Raw genomic sequence first — 17728 nt, 5'->3', positions numbered from 1 at the left:
TGGTCTCAGGGGATCAGTTGTTTTGTCATCGGGATACACGCCAACGTCAGCCCCGACGGCGAGTAATAAACCGCCTGTTCATCCCCCGCATAGCCACACGCCCGGTAAAAGCTCGCCGCATTCAACGTCGCATCCAGCACCACGGTCTTAACCGCCATCTCCCGCGCAACCGTCTCAAGGTGATCGAGCATCGCCTTGCCATATCCGCGCCCGGTGCACTCGGGCAATACGAACAGTGCGCCGACTTCATTGTTGTCCAGATCAAGCATTCCAGTGACGACCGCCCTACCGTTCAGCCACCCCAGGTAAAACGGTTTATCCATCAGCGCACTGTAACCATCCTCGGCCTTGCCCCGCGTCCACAGCAGCATTTGCTCGCGCGTGTAAGCGCCGATGCATTGGCCGCGAATGGCCTGCAAGCGGATGTCGAACGCCACCTGGGCGTGTTCTGGGGTAGCCCGTTTTATCTCCAGCATTTCACGCTCCTTCCATGAAATCATCGTGCCATTAGCACACTTGTGCTAATCGACCCCTCCCCCCTGCGGCGCTATATTCCCCGGCACTTCCAGCGCTCCTCCGGCACCGTGCATTTCTTGCGCGTGGGCGCGTTGTGCGCTGGAAAAACCATAACAACCCCAAGGAAGAAGCACCATGAAACTGCAATCCTCCGTTACCCGCCTCACCCTGCTGGGCGCCCTGATCATCGGCGTCGCCGGCTGCAGCAACATCAAACCTACCGAAGATCACCTCAAGACGCTGTCGGAGACCAACCTGGGCGAACCGGTCAAGCGTATTTCCAATGTGCGCAGCGACTCGATGACCACCTACTACGTCGCCAGTGCCGCCTCCGGCGAGTACAACTGCTCAGTGCCCAGCGGTGCCAGCGGCGGTATGTTCGCCGTGGCCAGCTTTGGCATGATGAAGCCTGCGGCCTACTGCCAACCCAAAGGTGCACGCGGCAACCCACTGCAGGGCTTCACCCAGTAACCGTCTGCTGGCTCAGGTCGCGCAAGGTCCCGCGCAGTTCGGCGGGACGCACCGGCTTGGAGAGAATGGCGATCCGGCGGTCGTGCAAGGCGGCCTGGATTCTCTCCACGTCATGCCCGGTGAGGATCAGCGCAGGGACGGCCCAGCCGCGTTGCTCGCGCAGGGCATCGATGCATTCGATACCAGTAGCGTGGTTGCCCAGGTCGTAGTCGGCGACGATGATGTCGCAGTCACTGACCAGAGCACGCCCCGAAGACTCCGCCTGTACCTCGCAACCCCAGCGCTCCAGCAGGGCCTGGGTGGCGAGCAGCACGTTGTGGTCATCTTCTACCAGGCACACCTTCAACCCGGTCAGCAGCCCGGCCTGGCGCGTGTCGTCGCGCGGTGCCGTGGCACGTGGCGCAGAGGCCAGGGTCAAACCATACAGGCTTACAGAAGTACCATGGCCCACCCGTGAGCGCAGGCCTACCTGCACTCCCATCAACTGCCCCAGGCGCTTGACGATGGACAGTCCAAGGCCGACGCCTTCGACGTCCTTGTCACGCAGGTGGCGCACTCGATAAAACTCCTCGAAGACCTTTGATAGATGCTCCTCGGCAATCCCCCGGCCCCGGTCATGAATCTCCACCGCCAAGCCGCCGTCGCGAACGCGCACGCCGATCAGCACAGGCCGTTGCGCGCCGTATTTGAAGCAGTTGGACAGCACGTTCTGCACCATGGTCGCCAGCAGCGCAGGGTCGACCAGCACCCAATGCGTGCAGGGCCGCAGGCGCAGCTCCACCCCGGCCCAACGCGCGGCCTCGGCGTTCTGGCGCACCAGGTCGGCCAGGAACTCGCCCAGGTGCACCGCCTGGTACTTGGGCAACACGCGGCCGTTGTCGAGGGTGTAGAGATCGAGAATCGAGCGGAACAATTGCGATACGTTGAGCAGCGAACGGTCGATGTTGTCGACCAGGCGCCGCTCTTCATCACCCAGCCGGGCTTCGCGCAGGCAAGCGGTGAACAGGCCGATGGAATGGATGGGTTGACGCAAGTCATGGCTGGCCTGGGCAAGGAAACGGGATTTTTCCAGGTTGGCGGCAATGGCCTGCTCGGAGGCCTTGCGCGTGCGCTCCAGCAGGATATGCGCGTACACCGGGATCACCGTGCTGGTGATCATCAACATCAGCACCATGAAGGGTTGCGCCTGCCACACCGGCGTCAGCCGATACACGATCAGCAGCGCCAGCAAGGCCAGCGCCGTGGCGATCGCCAGGTAGCGCGAGCCGTAGCGCATGCCGTTGCCCAGGTTGACCCATACCATCACCGCATACAACGGCAACGCCGCTTCACCGCCCACCACCATGCCGAACGAGGTGCCGGTGTAGTCGTGGATCATGCCGAAGATGCGCCGCGCCGGGTAATGCCCCGGCCAGCGCACGATGACTTGGCGCAAGGCAATGGAGGCCAGCAGGAACAGGAAGATATACAGGATCACCGGCAGGTAGGTGTCCACCGACTGTCCCGGCAGGAAGCCCAATGCACCGATGTAGACGATTGCAATGCTGGCGACCACGATGCGCAGGTTGGCCTGGTCGAGTTCGGAGTTAGTCTCAAGACTCATGGGTTTACGTCCTTGTGCGGCAGTCATCAATTCCTTAACGCACCGCAGGCAGGCCCTGGGCACGGTGGTAAGGTAGCATGCAACGGCACAACCTTGCCCCAGGGAGGAGCACCCCCATGACCGGCCGTATCATCATCGCCGATGACCACCCGATGTTCCGCGAAGGTATGGTGCGCACCGTGCAGCGCCTGCTGCCGGACGCCCTGGTGCAGGAAGCCGGCGACCTCGACGGTGTGCTCGCGCTGATCCGCGACGGCGGCGAGATCGACACGCTGATCCTCGACCTGCGCTTCCCCGGCCTGACCTGCATGAGCCAACTGGTCGAACTGCGCCAGCAATTGCGGCGCACCACGCTGATCGTGGTATCGATGGTGGACGACCCGGCGCTGATCGACCAAGTCATGGCCCTGGGCACGGACGGGTTCATCGGTAAGAACATTGCCCCCGAAGAGATCGGCCAGGCGCTGCTGGCGATCCGCGAAGGCGAAGTACTGGTCAAGTTCGCGCCCTCTGGCCTGCTGCCACTGGACACCCATACCCTCACCGCCCGCCAGCAAGACGTGCTGCGTCTGATCGCCCAGGGCAAGACCAACAAGGAAATCGCCAAGGCCCTGGATATCTCGCCGTTTACCGTGCGTATCCATGTGTCGTCGCTGTTGCGCGCGCTGGATGTGCCCTCGCGGGCGGCAGCTGCGGTCAAGTATTCCGGGGAGTTCTAGGCGTTTTCGTCGCCTGTGCGGGTAAACGAATAGCGGTCGATATCGGTGCGCAGTGTCCAGCCCTGGCCTTGCCAATACTGGGCGGCGCTGGTGTTGCTCTTGAACACGTCGAGGTGGCATTTGTAGATGCTCAACTGCTCCAGCGCGCCTAGGCAGCGCTGCGTCAGCATCTGGGCGATGCCTTGGCGGCGATAGTCCGGCACTACCAGCAGGTGTTGCAGGTAACCGCGACGCCCGTCGTGGCCGCACATCACGCACGCGATCAATCGGCCATCGGCTTCGGCGACAAAACTCATCTCGGGATTGCGCGCCAGGTAGCGCTCGGTGGCCTCACGGGAGTCGGCGTCGCGCAGGGAGATGCCGGGGGTGCCTTGCATCAAGGCGAGGATGGCGTCGTAGTCGGCTGGGGTCATGAAACGGATGCTGGGCATAGTGGTTAGAAACCTTTGAAGTCCGAGGCAACTTGTCGCCATTTCGATCTGACCCGACTCAGGCGCTCATAGATCAAGGCGAAATTGAATTGCTGCAAGGATGCACGGCCATGTGCCAACGCATTGCGATCAACGTATAGCCCTCGCAGTTCGGCCAGATAGTTTTTGAAATAGCTATCGCGCCCAAGCGCCCCCTGCCAGGCATCGATGATACTTCTTAAGGAAATATGACCTGCGCCGCTATTCAAACGTTGAAACCTGCGATGATGGACGTTCCCGCTGTTACTGTCTGCGCCCCGCCATGCACAGTCCCTGCGAATCCCACCTTCACAGGCTGCCAGTAACGCCAATGATGCAAACGCTTCATGCTCATCTTCCCGACGGCGAATGAAGGCTTTCCACTCTTCCTGGGTCATGAACATGATTTGATCCAGCGTTTCTTCCGAGACATGCTGCGGTTTGGCCCCATCCACTACACGCTTGAGATGTCGCAGGCCGTCCAAGCTGACGACGTACCAGTTCCGGGCTTCATCAATAGTGGGAAATCGTTCTGTCATCAGCACTCATTCTCCAACCATCAATTCAAACAGGCGTACCAGACCCTTGTCGTCGAAGTCGAACCCGCCTCGGGCACCAACACCCGGATAGACCCGCCACACCCACTCTCGATCGTAGGGGGGCCGAGTGTCGTCGACAGGTGACTCGTCAGGTTGCTGAGCAATCAACTTGACCCGCTCGCCACGCCCCGCCTCAATCACATCTACCCGGCCAAACCCACCAATGATCACGCTGGCTACTGGCGTGAACTGCACCACGCCGGTCGGCATTTCAACACGCAGCCCACAGACCTGATATGAGCCAAGGGTTTCTTCCTGGAGAGCATGGGTGGTGGGCGTGAACGCCGACTCATCAAGCCCGGCTTCGACCAATGCCAGGCGGATCCGAACGAAAAGCTGCTCAAGCTCATCCAGCCATCGCGCTTTGCGTTGAGCCCAATCGACATGTCGCTCCTGCGACTGTTTTTTTGCCTGCTGCTCGCTGATAAAACGTTTCAAATCGGTCATGACAGTTCTCCTTGGGTTAAGCCTACCCCAGTTGGCATTGCGCCGGTAACCGTCATTAAGTAACGGCATGCATTTGACCTGAGCAATCACTCTTGCATCCGATATTTATGCTCACTTCCCAGCTTAATAATATTTTATTAATAACCGCCCTCCCCCTAGCCTTGAAGTCATGCCAACGCTGAATCCAACGGCATTACGCAAGGACAGAGACATGACTGAAGCAATAACAAAAACAGACACGCTGGTGGTGGGCGCCGGCCAGGCTGGCGTGGCCATGAGCGAGCATCTGAGCAAGCAAGGCGTGCCCCACCTGGTGCTGGAGCGCAGCCGCATCGCCGAGCGCTGGCGCACCGGGCGCTGGGATTCGCTGGTGGCCAACGGGCCGGCGTGGCATGACCGCTTTCCCGGCCTCGCATTCGACACCGTCGCCCCGGACGGCTTTGCGCCGAAGGAACGCGTGGCCGATTACTTTGAAGCCTACGCCCGCAAGTTCAACGCGCCGATTCGTACCGGCGTCGAGGTGCTGTCCGTGGTACGCAATGTCGGCCGCCCCGGCTTCACCGTGCACACCAGTGAAGGTGTGATCGAAGCCAACCGGGTGGTGGCCGCGACCGGACCATTCCAGAAACCGGTGATCCCGGCGATTGCGCCGAAAGATACGGCCCTGCACCAGATCCACTCCGCCGAGTATCGCAACCCCGCGCAACTGCCGACCGGCGCCGTGCTGGTGGTGGGCGCCGGCTCATCCGGCGTGCAGATTGCCGATGAATTACAGCGTTCCGGGCGCCAGGTGTACCTCTCCGTCGGCGCCCACGACCGCCCGCCCCGCGCCTATCGCAACCGCGATTTCTGCTGGTGGCTGGGGGTGCTGGGTGAGTGGGACCAGGCGGCGATGAAGCCCGGCCGCGAGCACGTGACCATTGCGGTCAGCGGCGCGCACGGCGGCAAGACCATCGACTTCCGCGAGCTGGCCCAGCAAGGCATGACCCTGGTGGGCCTGACCCAGGCGTTCAAGGGCAGCGTCGCCACGTTCCAGCCGAACCTGGTGGAAAACCTGGCACGCGGCGATGAAAACTACCTGGCCCTGCTGGATGCCGCCGATGCCTACATCGAACGCAACGGCCTGGACTTGCCCCTGGAGCCCGAAGCCCGTCGCGCCTTCCCAGATGCGGACTGCATCAAGAACCCGATTCTGGAACTGGACCTGGCCAGGGCCGGCGTCACCTCGATTATCTGGGCCACCGGTTTTGCCGTGGACTACAGCTGGCTGAAAGTCGCAGCCTTCGACGAGGCCGGCAAGCCCCGGCACCAGCGCGGCGTGTCCAGCGAGGCCGGGGTCTACTTCCTCGGGTTGCCGTGGCAGTCGCGCCGGGGGTCGTCGTTCATCTGGGGCGTGTGGCACGACGCCAAATACGTCGCCGACCACATCGCCATCCAGCGTCAATACCTTGAATACCGCGAAGCCGCCCCGCTGGCTCGCCCATCCCCTGTCAACGCCTGAGCCTTCATTGCCGGAGTTTTCTCGATGCCCACTCACACCCGAATCCGCATGTTCAACACTAAAGAAACCTACCCCAACCAGAGCCTGGACAACGACCTGTGCCAGGCCGTGCGCGCCGGCAATACCGTGTATGTGCGCGGCCAGGTCGGCACCGATTTCGAGGGTAACCTGATCGGCCTTGGCGACCCACGCGCCCAGGCCGAGCAAGCGATGAAAAACGTCAAGCAACTGCTGGAAGAAGCCGGCAGCGACCTCAGCCACATCGTCAAGACCACCACCTACCTGATCGACCCGCGCTACCGCGAGCCGGTGTACCAGGAAGTCGGCAAGTGGCTCAAGGGTGTGTTCCCGATCTCCACCGGGCTGGTGGTGTCGGCCCTCGGCCAGCCACAGTGGCTGATGGAAATCGATGTGATCGCCGTTATTCCCGAGTAAGGAGCCACACATGACCTTTTCAATCGTCGGTCGGTGCGCCGAAACCGGCCAACTGGGCATTGCCATCAGTTCCTCGAGCATTGCCGTGGGCGCCCGCTGCCCTTGGTTGCGACCCGGAGTGGGCGCGGTGTCGACCCAGAACATCACCTTGCCGGCGTTGGGCCCGGACGTGCTGGACCTGCTGGAGCAAGGCCTGGCCCCTGCCGACGCCCTCGACAAAGCGCTGACTCGCAACGGCTACAGCCAGTACCGGCAACTGACGGCGATTGATCACCTGGGACGCAGCGTGCATTTCAGCGGCAGTGAAACCCTCGGCACGCACAACGCGGTATCGGGCGAGCAGTGCGTGGCGGCGGGCAACATGCTGGCCGACCGTGCGGTGATCGAGGCAATGGTCAGCGCTTTCGAGCAGGGCGAAGGCCAATTGGCCGACCGACTGCTGGCGGCCATGCACGCCGCGATTGCCGCCGGTGGCGAAGCCGGCCCGGTGCATTCGGCCGCGCTGGTGGTGGTGGGCGAATTGACCTGGCCGATCATCAACCTGCGGGTGGATTGGGTCGATGAACAGCCGATCGTTGCACTGCAAACACTCTGGGACGCCTACCGTCCGCAGGTGCAGGACTACATCGACCGCGCCCTCGCCCCGGACCGCTCCCCCGGTTACGGCGTGGCCGGAGATGACCGATGAATACCAGCCGCGAACTGCTGCAGACGCTGGTTGCATTCGACACCACCAGCCGTGAATCCAACCTGCAACTGATCGAATTCGTGCGCGACTACCTGGCGGGTTTCGGAGTGGCCTGCGAGTTGGTCTACAACCCGGAACGCAGCAAGGCCAACCTGTTTGCCAGCGTTGGCCCGGTGGAGTTGCCCGGCATTGTGCTGTCGGGGCATACCGATGTAGTGCCGGTGGACGGCCAGCCCTGGACAGTGCCGCCGTTCGAGCTGACCGAACGCGATGGCAAGCTGTTTGGCCGTGGCACCGCCGACATGAAGGGCTATATCGCCTGCGTGCTGGCGCTGGTGCCGGCATTGGTCGCGGCGCCGCTGCGGGTGCCGGTGCACATCGCCCTGTCCTATGACGAAGAAGTCGGCTGCCTGGGTGTGCGTTCGTTGCTCGCGGTGCTGGAGCAACGCCCGGTCAAACCCATGCTGTGCATCATCGGCGAACCCACCGAACTCAAGCCGGTGCTCGGGCACAAGGGCAAGTTGGCGATGCGTTGCGATGTGCATGGCGAGGCGTGTCACTCCGCCTATGCGCCGTATGGGGTGAATGCGATTGAACATGCCGCCGAGTTGATCGGTGAGCTGGGGCGAATTGGCCAGCGCCTGCGCGATACCCAGGACGCGCGGTTTGACCCGCCGTTCAGCACGGTGCAGACCGGGGTGATCAGTGGCGGCAAAGCACTGAACATCGTACCGGCGGATTGTCGGTTTGATTTTGAGGTGCGCGCGTTGCCGTCGCAGGACCCGGCTGAGGTGGCTGACGAATTGAAGGCTTACGCCGAGCAGCAGGTGCTGCCGCGTATGCAGTCGGTGAGCGCGCAGAGTGTAATCCGGTTTACCGAGTTGTCGGCCTACCCCGGGTTGGCGACCGATGAGCGCAGCCAGGCGGCGCAATTGATTGCCGCGTTTTCCGGTTCACGGGAATTCGGCACAGTGGCGTTTGGCACCGAGGGTGGTTTGTTTGATGCGGTGGGCATTCCCACGGTGGTGTGCGGGCCGGGCAGCATGGACCAGGGGCATAAGCCGGATGAGTTCGTGGGTGTGGAACAGCTCGACGGCTGTGATCGGATGTTGCAGCGGATGCTGGCAACATTGCTGTAGCACGTCCGAGCTGAAGTATCCCGCCTCTGAATAAGGATGAAACACTTGAAACGGGGCTTTATCCAATGATCAGGAACCAAGCCTGTTGAGTCGCCACCTATTGTCGCCATCAGCTCATAGGTCCGATTATGCCAAGTATCCATTCATCTTCCACTCCTTCGTCACTTCAAGGAGCACATCAGGCGTCGCACGTGCGCACTCCTTACAACATGCTGCACGAAACCGGGATGCGCTTCACGCTACAACTGCATGACTACCAAAGCGCGAAAAAGATCTTCGATGAACTCGCCAGGTCAAAAGACATCGGTGTCAAACAACAATCTGACATCTATGATCTCAATGATTTTGGTGGCGGGTTTGGTATGTACAACACACTTCATTTCAGTTTCAAACCTGACTCACGTGACGGTAGCTTCAGCCTTGCCTTACAGATGAGAATCAGTGATTTCCATCGAGAGTTCCAACAAAAGCTTGATGAGGCCGGCATCAGGAATTACGCCCCATCAGAATAAAGATTGATTGTTCCCTGGTGCCGCAAAGAAACGCATCCTCAGGACGAATTTGATACATCTGTGAGTAGCAGTCCGGTCAGGAGACACCCAGTACCCTGCGAGCATTCACGATGTAAAACATTCAACCCTCTTTCCCACGTTCTGCGTGAGAACGATCATGTCAGCCGAGCAAGCGGGCAAGTTCTTCGCGGCAGTAGTCGACAAATAGCTGCACCGGCTTGGTCAGCGGTGCGCGGCGCAGCCAGACTGCCGACAGGCCGGAACCGGTGACGGTCTCGGCCAACGGCACGCACACCACCTTCTGCCCATCGTAGGTGTATTCGGTGAACGGCTTGGTCACCAGAATCGAAAACCCGAACCCCCGCCCCACCATGCCCCTCACCATCTCGATCGACGGCGAGCTGAACACGATATTCGGCGTCAGCCCGCGCTCTTCGAAAATGCTCACGAAGTAGGTGCGGCTGGGCAGCACGTCCAGCAGGATCATCGGCTCCAGCACCAGGTCTGCCAGCGACACCCTGGCCTGTTGCGCAAAGCGATGATCGGCTGGCAACAGCGCATAGGGCTGCTGCGGCGGCATCAACGGGGTGGTTTCGATAGTCGCGCCCAGGTCGTGCTCGAACAGCATGGCCACGTCGATACTGCCCGCCGTCAGCGCCTGCACCAGCTCCTGTTGTTCGCCATCGCGGATACGGATTTCCACCCCCGGCCAGCGCGCCTTGAAACCGGCTATCAGACGCGGCAGGTACAGCGGCGCCACGGTTTCAAAGCAGCCGATATCGATCTGCCCGGCCACCACGTCATTGTCCGCCAGGGCGTTCTGCTCGAACTCGTGGGCCACCCGCAACAGCTCCAGCGCCTTGCGATAGAAGCGTGCGCCGCTGGGCGTCAGCGACACGCCCTGGGCGTGATGACGGATAAACAATTGCACGCCAAAGCTGTCTTCCAGCTGCTTGATCGCCGTGGACACCGACGGCTGCGCGATATACAGCTTGCGCGACGCCTCGGCGACGCTGCCGCACTCGGCCGTGGTGACGAAATATCTGAGCTGGCGCAGGTTATAGGCAGCCATCGGGACCTCCAGAAACGTGGGGCTTCGCCCGTCAATCAGGTGTAGGCAACATACCGGAGCGCGACAAGACGCGAGCTATATTTTTTAAGGTCTATAGCAACAAACTTACTAATTTACCTCCCCGCGCCCATTGCAGATGATCACGCCAACAACAAAGCGCCGCGCAGGTGGCGCACAGCGAAGTACGTCAACGTACTCACCTTGCCTTGGAGCTCGTCATGGTTACCACTGCAACATCCTCCGCCCCGCTTATCGAAAAACACACGATTGGATACGTGCCCCCGGAAGACCGCCATGGAAAGGTCAGAGACCTGTTCACCCTGTGGTTCGGCGGCAACATCGCACCGTTGCCGATCGTCACGGGGGCGCTGGGAGTGCAACTGTTCCACCTCAACCTGCTCTGGGGCATCGTCGCGATCCTCGTCGGCCACCTGGTCGGCGGCGTGTTGATGGCGTTGCACTCGGCCCAGGGCCCGCAGATGGGCATCCCGCAAATGATCCAGAGCCGTGCCCAGTTCGGCTCACTCGGTGCCCTGCTGGTGGTGGTGATTGCCGGCGTCATGTACGTCGGCTTCTTCGCCTCCAACATCGTGCTGGCGGGCAAGTCCCTGCACGGCGTGGTCGACGCCGTGCCCGTGCCGGTGGGCATCGTGATCGGCGCCATCGGCTCCGGCATCATCGGCATCATCGGTTACCGCTTCATCCACGTGCTCAACCGCATCGGCACCTGGGTGCTGGGCACCGGGATCGTGCTGGGGTTCGGCTACATCTTCACCCATGTACAGACCACCGACTTCCTGACCCGCGGTGAATTCAACATCGCCGGTTGGCTGGCAACGGTGTCCCTGGCGGCGCTGTGGCAAATCGCATTTGCGCCCTACGTCTCCGACTACTCGCGCTACCTGCCGGCCGACGTGCCCGTAGCGTCGACGTTCTGGACCACCTACCTCGGCTCGGCCCTGGGCTCCAGCCTGTCGTTCATCTTCGGCGCCGTCGCCGTACTCGCCACCCCGGTCGGCATGGACACCATGGACGCCGTCAAACTCGCCACCGGTGCCATCGGCCCGTTGATGCTGGTGCTGTTTCTGCTCAGCGTGATCAGCCACAACGCGCTCAACTTGTATGGTGCGGTGCTGTCGATCATCACCCTGGTGCAGACCTTTGCGTACCGCTGGATTCCCACCGCCAAAAGCCGCGCGGTGATCTCGATCCTGGTGCTGGGGGCCTGTGCGATTGCGGCGGTGTTTGCCTCCAAGGACTTCATCGGCCACTTCGTCGACATGGTGCTGGTGCTGCTGGTGGTGTTGGTGCCGTGGACAGCGATCAACCTGATCGACTTCTACGCGATCCACAAAGGCCAGTACGACATTGCCTCGATCTTCCGCGTGGATGGCGGGATCTATGGGCGATACAACCCACAGGCACTGCTGGCCTACGCAGTGGGAATCGTGGTGCAGATTCCGTTCATGAACACGCCGCTGTATGTGGGGCCGATTTCGGCGCACATCAACGGGGCGGACCTGTCCTGGGTGGTGGGGTTGGTGGTGACGTCGCCGTTGTACTTCTGGTTGGCGAGTCGAGACAGTGCGTATAAGCGCCGGATGGACGGAGGGAAGTTGGTGGGTGGGGTTTGACAAAACCGCCGTCTATAACTTGATCGATTTGAGAACCCGCCTTGGCGGGTTTTTTGATTTCAGGGAATGGGTAAGTATCTTTTTTTGCAATGAGCGAGCTAGCACCGCGCTAGGCTGCGACCTACCTCGAAACTAAACATCGAGGCGTGTCCCACACTGTCGCAAATTGGACTGTTTTCAGCCAAACACGGCCGATCAATCAAATGGCAGAAACGACCAAAAAGGCTTCATAGGGCACACCTAAATCATGCCCCTCCGTCAAGATGCAAAATCGGACGCTGAATAGCCTCAGGTCTAGACAGATGAATGACAAATCGCCATCATTGGCAACGTTCACGTTTCAGACCTAGTGAAAAATTCGCTAGAAAAATAAAATTATTAGTTAAAACATCCTGCTATTGCACAAGGAGTTCAAGTGTGGCAGCGAGAAGTGTGACACCCCCCAAAAGAGAAAACGAAAGTGATGAAATCATTATATTCATCCACGGTCTATCCGGTTCAAGTGGAACCTGGGATACGATGTTTCAGATTTTCTTTCAGTGTCGAGAACTAGATAATTTCGCATATGATTGCTACACATACCCCACAACTATGATACGACCACCGTTCGGCAAAAAAATGCCGAGCATACAAGAGATATCTAACGGACTAAAGTCATACATAGATGGACACTATAGCGAGAAGAAAAAAATAATCCTTGTCGCCCATAGCCTAGGTGGACTTATAGCTCGACATTACATTTTAGAATCAACAAAAGCCAATAAAAAACATAAAATATGCGGCCTTGTGCTATATGCCTCCCCACTTTCTGGCTCTAGCTGGGCACTCGCATCTATATTATCCTGGCGCCATATCCACCTCCAACAACTCAGAGTAAAAAATGACTTCCTGACAGGAATGAACAAAGATTGGATAATTCTAAAAATTGAGCAAGAACTTAAAGTTCTAAGTATCGTCGGTGGAATTGATGCAATCGTCCCCCCAGAAAGTTCCTTACCCTATATCGGCGCCTCCAATTTCCAGACAATTATAGGGCACGGCCATATTGACATAACAAAACCTATCAACTTAGATGACTTGCGCTTCAAACATCTAAAAACATTTATTCTTCAAAATTTTTCAAAAATAGTACCTGTAGCGAATCCAAGCCAAACTCTCAGCTTCGCTTGCAAAGATGTACTATTTGACTCATACACAAACTCAATAGAAGAATATTATGTTACCCGCAAAGAAGACAACGTAACCTCATCAGCAGCTCAGTCATCTAACATTTGGATCAGTGGCCCTCCTGGCGTGGGTAAGACAGCAGTACTCAGAAGAATTGCATCAACTTCAAAATGGAACTTCCAACATATAATCCTCGACAGCTATAGAGATTTGTCAGCTTTCGATTTAATGAGAGAAATCTGTAACTCACTACTTGAAAGAACAGGATCCGAAGAAGTACTACCCAAAAACATCAGCAAACATGATTTATTAGGCGAATTCAAAAAAGTATTTGGCCGACTTATCACCAGCAACACTATAGCAATATTGATTGAGGAAATACCACTACCCTCTGGCTCTGAGTATTCAAATTTCTTAGATCTGTGCTACCAACTAGCACTTCTCGCCGAAACATACAGCAACCAAGGAAGAATAGTTTTATTATTCTCGTCAGTGCGCGACCCTAAAAGCGACATCAAGCCCGGCTCGCCTAAACTTTACGAAAAAATTCAATTTATGAATTTCGCACCCTGGACAAATACCGATACAAAGAAACTTATCAAAATCATAACCGAAACACTATCTATAAAATTAGAACCAGAAGATATAGCATCCATACTTTATTCAAGTAGTGGCTCTCCAAGATTTATTAAGATGTTTTTTCGCAGAACACGAAACGAAATCGGAGCCTTACGACCCATTTCAGAAATAATCAATTCCGTGGAAAGAGATCTTGCAGTATGAGCTCACGCACTTTAAAACCATGTACGATAATCCCACGCAACCTATATGTAGAACGAGCTGCCGACAGGCAGCTTAGGACTGTGATCAATGACATGGGGCGACCAGCCTATATTCTGGTAGCACGCCAAATGGGAAAAACAAACCTATTAATCAACATGAAACACGAGAGAAGTGACGATATAGTTCTATATCTAGATCTTTCTAACAGATTTGATAGCGCGCGAAAATGGTTCAGAAATGTTATCGACTCACTCATCGAATCATATCCCGACTCATTTGACCAACAACAAGAAAAAATAGAACAACAAAGGGAAGTTTCGAATTACGAGCCAAACGTTGAGTTTGACCGGCATCTTCGCACACTTTTACGCTCTGTCGACAAGCGTGTAATTATAGTCTTGGACGAAATCGACTCCTTAGTTGGCTGCACTTACTCAGACGTTGTTTTAGCACAAATCCGAAGCATGTACTTTTCGAGAGTAAACCATTCAGAATATTCGAGGCTAACATACGTACTTTCAGGGGTCGCCGAGCCTGCTGAACTGATAAGAGACAAAAATATTTCCCCCTTTAACATCGGAGAGAAAATATATCTTGAGGATTTCAGCAGCTCTGAATTCGAGGCTTTTTTAGAAAAATCTGGACTATCTATCACTCCCTCTGTTACCAAATGCGTCTTCGACTGGGCAAATGGAAATCCTAGAATAACATGGGATATCTGTTCAGAATTAGAAGAGAGACTACTTGCTGGAGAATTAATAACTCCAGAAACCGTAGACCAAACTGTAAACAAACTTTATCTGCGCGAATATGATAGAGCTCCCGTGGACCACATTAGAACATTAGTGGAGTCCGACACACAGATAAGAAATGCGATTATTGCAATCCGATACTCTCGCTCCGACATTACCGACGACAAAATTAAGAGCAAATTATACCTCGCAGGCATAACAAAAAACATTGAACATGGCGAGCTGAAAATAAAAAATAGAGTAATTGACGAAGCTCTCTCTGACAGGTGGATAGAGCAGATAACCGCAGCCCAAAAAGGACCACTAATTTTAGGTAATGAGTCATACTCTTCGGGCAATTACGAAAGCGCCGTAAAACATTACGAAGAAGCTCTTAGCGATGAAAGCCTGAAAGCTTCAATCACTGACATTGTACGAGTAGAAATCGGTCTCGCTTACATGTGGAATGGAGATAGTGAAAAAGCAATTGAGCAATTCGCTTTAGCTTATAAAAACTCTAACAACATTAAACTCAAACAATCAATTAAATTACATTGGGGAACAACACTAATCTCCAACCAAGAATATATTGAAAGCACCCCCCATCTACTGGAAGCCTCGAGTGGCGAAGACAGCATTATAGCGACCAATGCAAAACTCAACCTATTAGTAGCTTATTTGAAATCCGGAAATGATAAAAATATAATATCAGCGCTAGCACTCTCTACAGAACTAATTTCTAGCCTATTAGAAGCATCGACCGACAGTGACAACATAGCATTATCTACGGCATATTATCATCAATCCACAATCTACGAAGCATTACAGCAGAAAGAAGATGCAATAAGCGCGTTGCAGAACGCTATAAATCTTGCACCAACGCAATACAAACCATTCTTATTAATCGCACAGCTTTCACAACAAAAATCACCAACAGATAAAAAATCCAGCCTTATCGCCTTCAGAAAAGTTATCGACGAAAATGAAATTGAGCTATCAGGCATAACAGACTCCGCTCTTGAACTCGACAAGACTACAATTGCGAAGGCACTTCTTAATACTCACCAACTTAACGGAGTCGGAGAGTTCAAGAATCTGTTAGGCATTATAAAAGAAAAATTTTATAGGGCGAGCGCAAGCGAATCGGGGGTATTAACAAACCTTGCCGAAGAAGCGTACGACAATGAAGCTTCAGCAATTGCAGCCGGCCTATTAGACCTATGCGCGGAATTTTATCTAAACGAAGCATCTTCGATAGAAAGTAAGTTAAAGATATATCGAGCCCTGGCTACTCACGGCAATAACTCGTCGAATGACACTTGGGCGCTTAAATATCTTGAAGAGCTTAGTGAAAACTGCCCAGCTGAATTAGTCGATATAGAAGACATTGAGAGCGCAAACACCGCGATCATCAAACTATTTCAGAGTGATTCGTCAGACACGTATAAAGCCCTACGTATCTGGAGGAAATTTGAAGAAAAAGCACTAAAAGTCGACCCTTCACAATCCGTACTAGTACTATTTATAATAATGATCCACGAAAATAATATAAAATCCACTGACGAGGCGTTGTCTTATGCGCATAAATTTTTAACCAATATTGACCATCTGGAAGGAAAGGGACGAGCAACCGAAGTGTGGCACACGCTCAGAAAACAAGCTGAAAACATTGTTAAGACATGGGAAGCCTTAAAGTACAAAGACCTGGGCAGAAATACAAAAGTCCTTGTTAAATATGGTGAATCCGAGCCAACCGTTAAAAAATACAAACATGTCGAAGACGATATAAAATCTAAGAAATGCATACTTATAAAACAACTTTAACAAACCATTATTGACCCCTATTAATTATTGAAAAATCACTAAGCCGGTCTTGTAGACAACCATCAAAAACGACCCCGTAGTAGTCACTACTACGGATCGTTCAAGTCTCTTAGTGTTTGATGCCTAGTTAATCAGGTTGCGTCCTATCGAAACGCCCTTTATAGTTCGCCCCGTCACTAGCTATAACTGGGGACAGGGTTTCGCAGCCCTAAAACGATTCACACCGACACCGTCAGACATACCCCAGCCGGCTCCCGGCTGCCGAATGTTTTATGGCGGTTGTGCGTGGGAGACCTTCGGGTCTGCCGGGTTTTGGTGTAAATCGTCCGGTCTGCGAACCCGCGCACAGCTGCCACCCAATCTGTTTCGCAGCAGAGCCGGTGGTAATTCTTCTTACTTGAGGATTTACACCATGACGACTCAACACCCGCCCCGCCGCTTCACCCCCATGTCCCAAACCGCAACCGAATACCCTGTCCTGCTAATAGACAGCGACGCTCCTCTCAGCGAGCTGCATGCATGCGCCAGTGAGCGTCTGAACGCGGCCCTCGCTTACCTGCACCTGATGGCCTGTTCCAATGTGTCGGACTATGCCGAGCACGATATCAATACCGTTGCCAATACCGCCCGGATAATGGTCCAGGATGTGGCGGATGTGTTTACGGTGATTGAGCGGCGAGGTTTTGATGCCCCAGCTCTGAGTTGATGTGATTTGAGTAGTTAGAAAACCCGCTTTGGCGGGTTTTCTGGTTTTTGGACATCGCAGTTGAGGTGATCGTGGCGAGCGGGCTTGCCCCGCGTTGGGCTGCGCAGCGGTCCCAGTAAGGTTGAATGCGGTGTGCCGGGTATTTCTCCTGTGCCGATTTTGGGGCTGCTTCGCAGCCCAACGCGGGGCAAGCCCGCTCGCCACAACAAGCCTGCTCGCCACAGGGGATCTGTGTCGCTCGGGTCGATGTTTGTCTATCATGCGCCTCTCGCTCAGCGCCTCAGGAAACGCCCATGCCCGCCCTCACCTTGCGCAACGCCCTCCCCGCCGACGCCGCCCGTTGCTTTGAAATCGAGATCAGCGCCTACGAAGGCGACGAAGCCGCCACCCTGGAAAAGATGTAACCGATCCATCACCCACACATTCAAAGCCGCCCATTGAAGCCCGATGCTGCGCTCCCGATCTCTTTCTGGAGCCAGCACCTCATGATGCGTCCCGACGCCAAAGTCGAAAAAGTTTACCTTTACCCCAAGTCCGTGGACTTCCGAAAATCCATCGACGGCCTGGCCGCCCTGGTCGAGCTGGATATCAAGGTGGCCGTCTTCGACCCGGTACTTTTCGTTTTTCTGAATCGCTCCCGCAACCGGGTGAAAATCCTCTATTGGGAGCGCAACGGCTTCTGTCTTTGGCTCAAGCGCCTGGAATCCGAGCGTTTCAAAACCTCGCCCGACG

At 55.7% G+C, this 17728-nt stretch carries 18 protein-coding genes and 1 pseudogene; 13 read left to right on the top strand and 6 right to left on the bottom strand.

The features are described from left to right. Positions 1–5: 5 nt before the first annotated feature. A complete protein-coding gene (locus BM026_RS27230; RefSeq protein ID WP_071491718.1) occupies positions 6–476 on the bottom strand; it encodes a GNAT family N-acetyltransferase in 471 nt (156 codons plus the stop codon). A gap of 175 nt (positions 477–651) precedes the next feature. Between BM026_RS27230 and BM026_RS27225 the strand changes: the two genes are divergently transcribed. Continuing rightward, on the top strand, positions 652–987 hold the full coding sequence (locus BM026_RS27225) for a hypothetical protein (RefSeq protein WP_033896666.1): 336 nt from the start codon (positions 652–654) through the stop codon (positions 985–987). On the opposite strand, the gene BM026_RS27220 is transcribed toward BM026_RS27225, so the two are convergent. Then, positions 977–2590, bottom strand: coding sequence for an ATP-binding response regulator (locus tag BM026_RS27220; RefSeq protein WP_071491719.1), 1614 nt, complete (start codon positions 2588–2590; stop codon positions 977–979). The two genes, BM026_RS27225 and BM026_RS27220, sit on opposite strands and share 11 nt — an antisense overlap. Positions 2591–2706: 116 nt before the next feature. On the opposite strand from BM026_RS27220, the gene BM026_RS27215 reads away from it, so the two are divergent. Continuing rightward, the gene (locus BM026_RS27215; protein ID WP_093123539.1) at positions 2707–3309 is read left to right on the top strand and encodes a LuxR C-terminal-related transcriptional regulator; all 603 of its coding nucleotides are present in this window, start codon (positions 2707–2709) and stop codon (positions 3307–3309) included. Here the strand turns inward: BM026_RS27215 and BM026_RS27210 are convergent. From BM026_RS27210 to BM026_RS27200, 3 genes are read right to left on the bottom strand one after another with little or no spacing between them, the layout of a single operon-like run. Continuing rightward, the gene (locus tag BM026_RS27210) at positions 3306–3740 is read right to left on the bottom strand and encodes a GNAT family N-acetyltransferase (protein WP_092245349.1); all 435 of its coding nucleotides are present in this window, start codon (positions 3738–3740) and stop codon (positions 3306–3308) included. The genes BM026_RS27215 and BM026_RS27210 overlap by 4 nt on opposite strands. 5 nt (positions 3741–3745) lie before the next feature. After that, entirely contained in the window at positions 3746–4297 is a 552-nt protein-coding gene (locus BM026_RS27205; RefSeq protein ID WP_092245346.1) for a hypothetical protein, read from the bottom strand. Between the two features lie 6 nt (positions 4298–4303). After that, positions 4304–4804, bottom strand: coding sequence for a hypothetical protein (locus BM026_RS27200; RefSeq protein WP_092245344.1), 501 nt, complete (start codon positions 4802–4804; stop codon positions 4304–4306). Between the two features lie 169 nt (positions 4805–4973). Between BM026_RS27200 and BM026_RS27195 the strand changes: the two genes are divergently transcribed. The 5 genes from BM026_RS27195 to BM026_RS27175 all read left to right on the top strand — a co-directional run bounded on the left by BM026_RS27195 (position 4974) and on the right by BM026_RS27175 (position 9079). After that, a complete protein-coding gene (locus tag BM026_RS27195; protein ID WP_371914425.1) occupies positions 4974–6305 on the top strand; it encodes a flavin-containing monooxygenase in 1332 nt (443 codons plus the stop codon). A 24-nt stretch (positions 6306–6329) separates the two neighbouring features. Beyond that, entirely contained in the window at positions 6330–6740 is a 411-nt protein-coding gene (locus tag BM026_RS27190) for a RidA family protein (protein WP_016969085.1), read from the top strand. Positions 6741–6750: 10 nt separating this feature from the next. Beyond that, positions 6751–7428: a DUF1028 domain-containing protein gene (locus BM026_RS27185; protein WP_093530738.1), complete on the top strand. Its 678-nt coding sequence runs from the start codon at positions 6751–6753 to the stop codon at positions 7426–7428. Further along, positions 7425–8567 carry an acetylornithine deacetylase gene (argE, locus tag BM026_RS27180; protein WP_093530736.1) on the top strand — a complete coding sequence of 381 codons (1143 nt, stop codon included), beginning with the start codon at positions 7425–7427 and terminating at the stop codon, positions 8565–8567. The genes BM026_RS27185 and argE overlap by 4 nt, the downstream gene beginning before the upstream one ends. Positions 8568–8758: 191 nt before the next feature. Further along, positions 8759–9079: a hypothetical protein gene (locus BM026_RS27175; RefSeq protein WP_102668296.1), complete on the top strand. Its 321-nt coding sequence runs from the start codon at positions 8759–8761 to the stop codon at positions 9077–9079. A 160-nt stretch (positions 9080–9239) separates the two neighbouring features. On the opposite strand, the gene BM026_RS27170 is transcribed toward BM026_RS27175, so the two are convergent. After that, positions 9240–10151 carry a LysR family transcriptional regulator gene (locus BM026_RS27170; protein WP_071491725.1) on the bottom strand — a complete coding sequence of 304 codons (912 nt, stop codon included), beginning with the start codon at positions 10149–10151 and terminating at the stop codon, positions 9240–9242. A gap of 218 nt (positions 10152–10369) precedes the next feature. On the opposite strand from BM026_RS27170, the gene BM026_RS27165 reads away from it, so the two are divergent. From BM026_RS27165 to tnpB, 6 genes and pseudogenes are all read left to right on the top strand, one after another. Further along, positions 10370–11785: a purine-cytosine permease family protein gene (locus tag BM026_RS27165; RefSeq protein ID WP_093530734.1), complete on the top strand. Its 1416-nt coding sequence runs from the start codon at positions 10370–10372 to the stop codon at positions 11783–11785. A gap of 417 nt (positions 11786–12202) precedes the next feature. Next, positions 12203–13735, top strand: coding sequence for an alpha/beta fold hydrolase (locus BM026_RS27160; protein ID WP_175507982.1), 1533 nt, complete (start codon positions 12203–12205; stop codon positions 13733–13735). Continuing rightward, entirely contained in the window at positions 13732–16290 is a 2559-nt protein-coding gene (locus tag BM026_RS27155; RefSeq protein WP_093530730.1) for an AAA-like domain-containing protein, read from the top strand. Before BM026_RS27160 ends, BM026_RS27155 begins: the two co-directional genes overlap by 4 nt. A gap of 412 nt (positions 16291–16702) precedes the next feature. After that, on the top strand, positions 16703–16996 hold the full coding sequence (locus BM026_RS27150) for a fructose-bisphosphate aldolase (RefSeq protein WP_093530728.1): 294 nt from the start codon (positions 16703–16705) through the stop codon (positions 16994–16996). 293 nt (positions 16997–17289) lie between these two features. Beyond that, positions 17290–17397 (top strand): annotated as a pseudogene (locus tag BM026_RS27145) (GNAT family N-acetyltransferase); the annotation flags it as partial. Between the two features lie 84 nt (positions 17398–17481). Further along, positions 17482–17728: IS66 family insertion sequence element accessory protein TnpB (gene tnpB / locus BM026_RS27140; RefSeq protein WP_256575561.1), on the top strand; the 247-nt coding region annotated here is incomplete at its 3' end.

This window comes from Pseudomonas sp. NFPP24 (assembly GCF_900112095.1).
In the GTDB taxonomy this organism is placed as follows: Bacteria; Pseudomonadota; Gammaproteobacteria; order Pseudomonadales; family Pseudomonadaceae; genus Aquipseudomonas; species Aquipseudomonas extremorientalis.
This window is presented reverse-complemented; position numbering and strand designations above follow the sequence as displayed.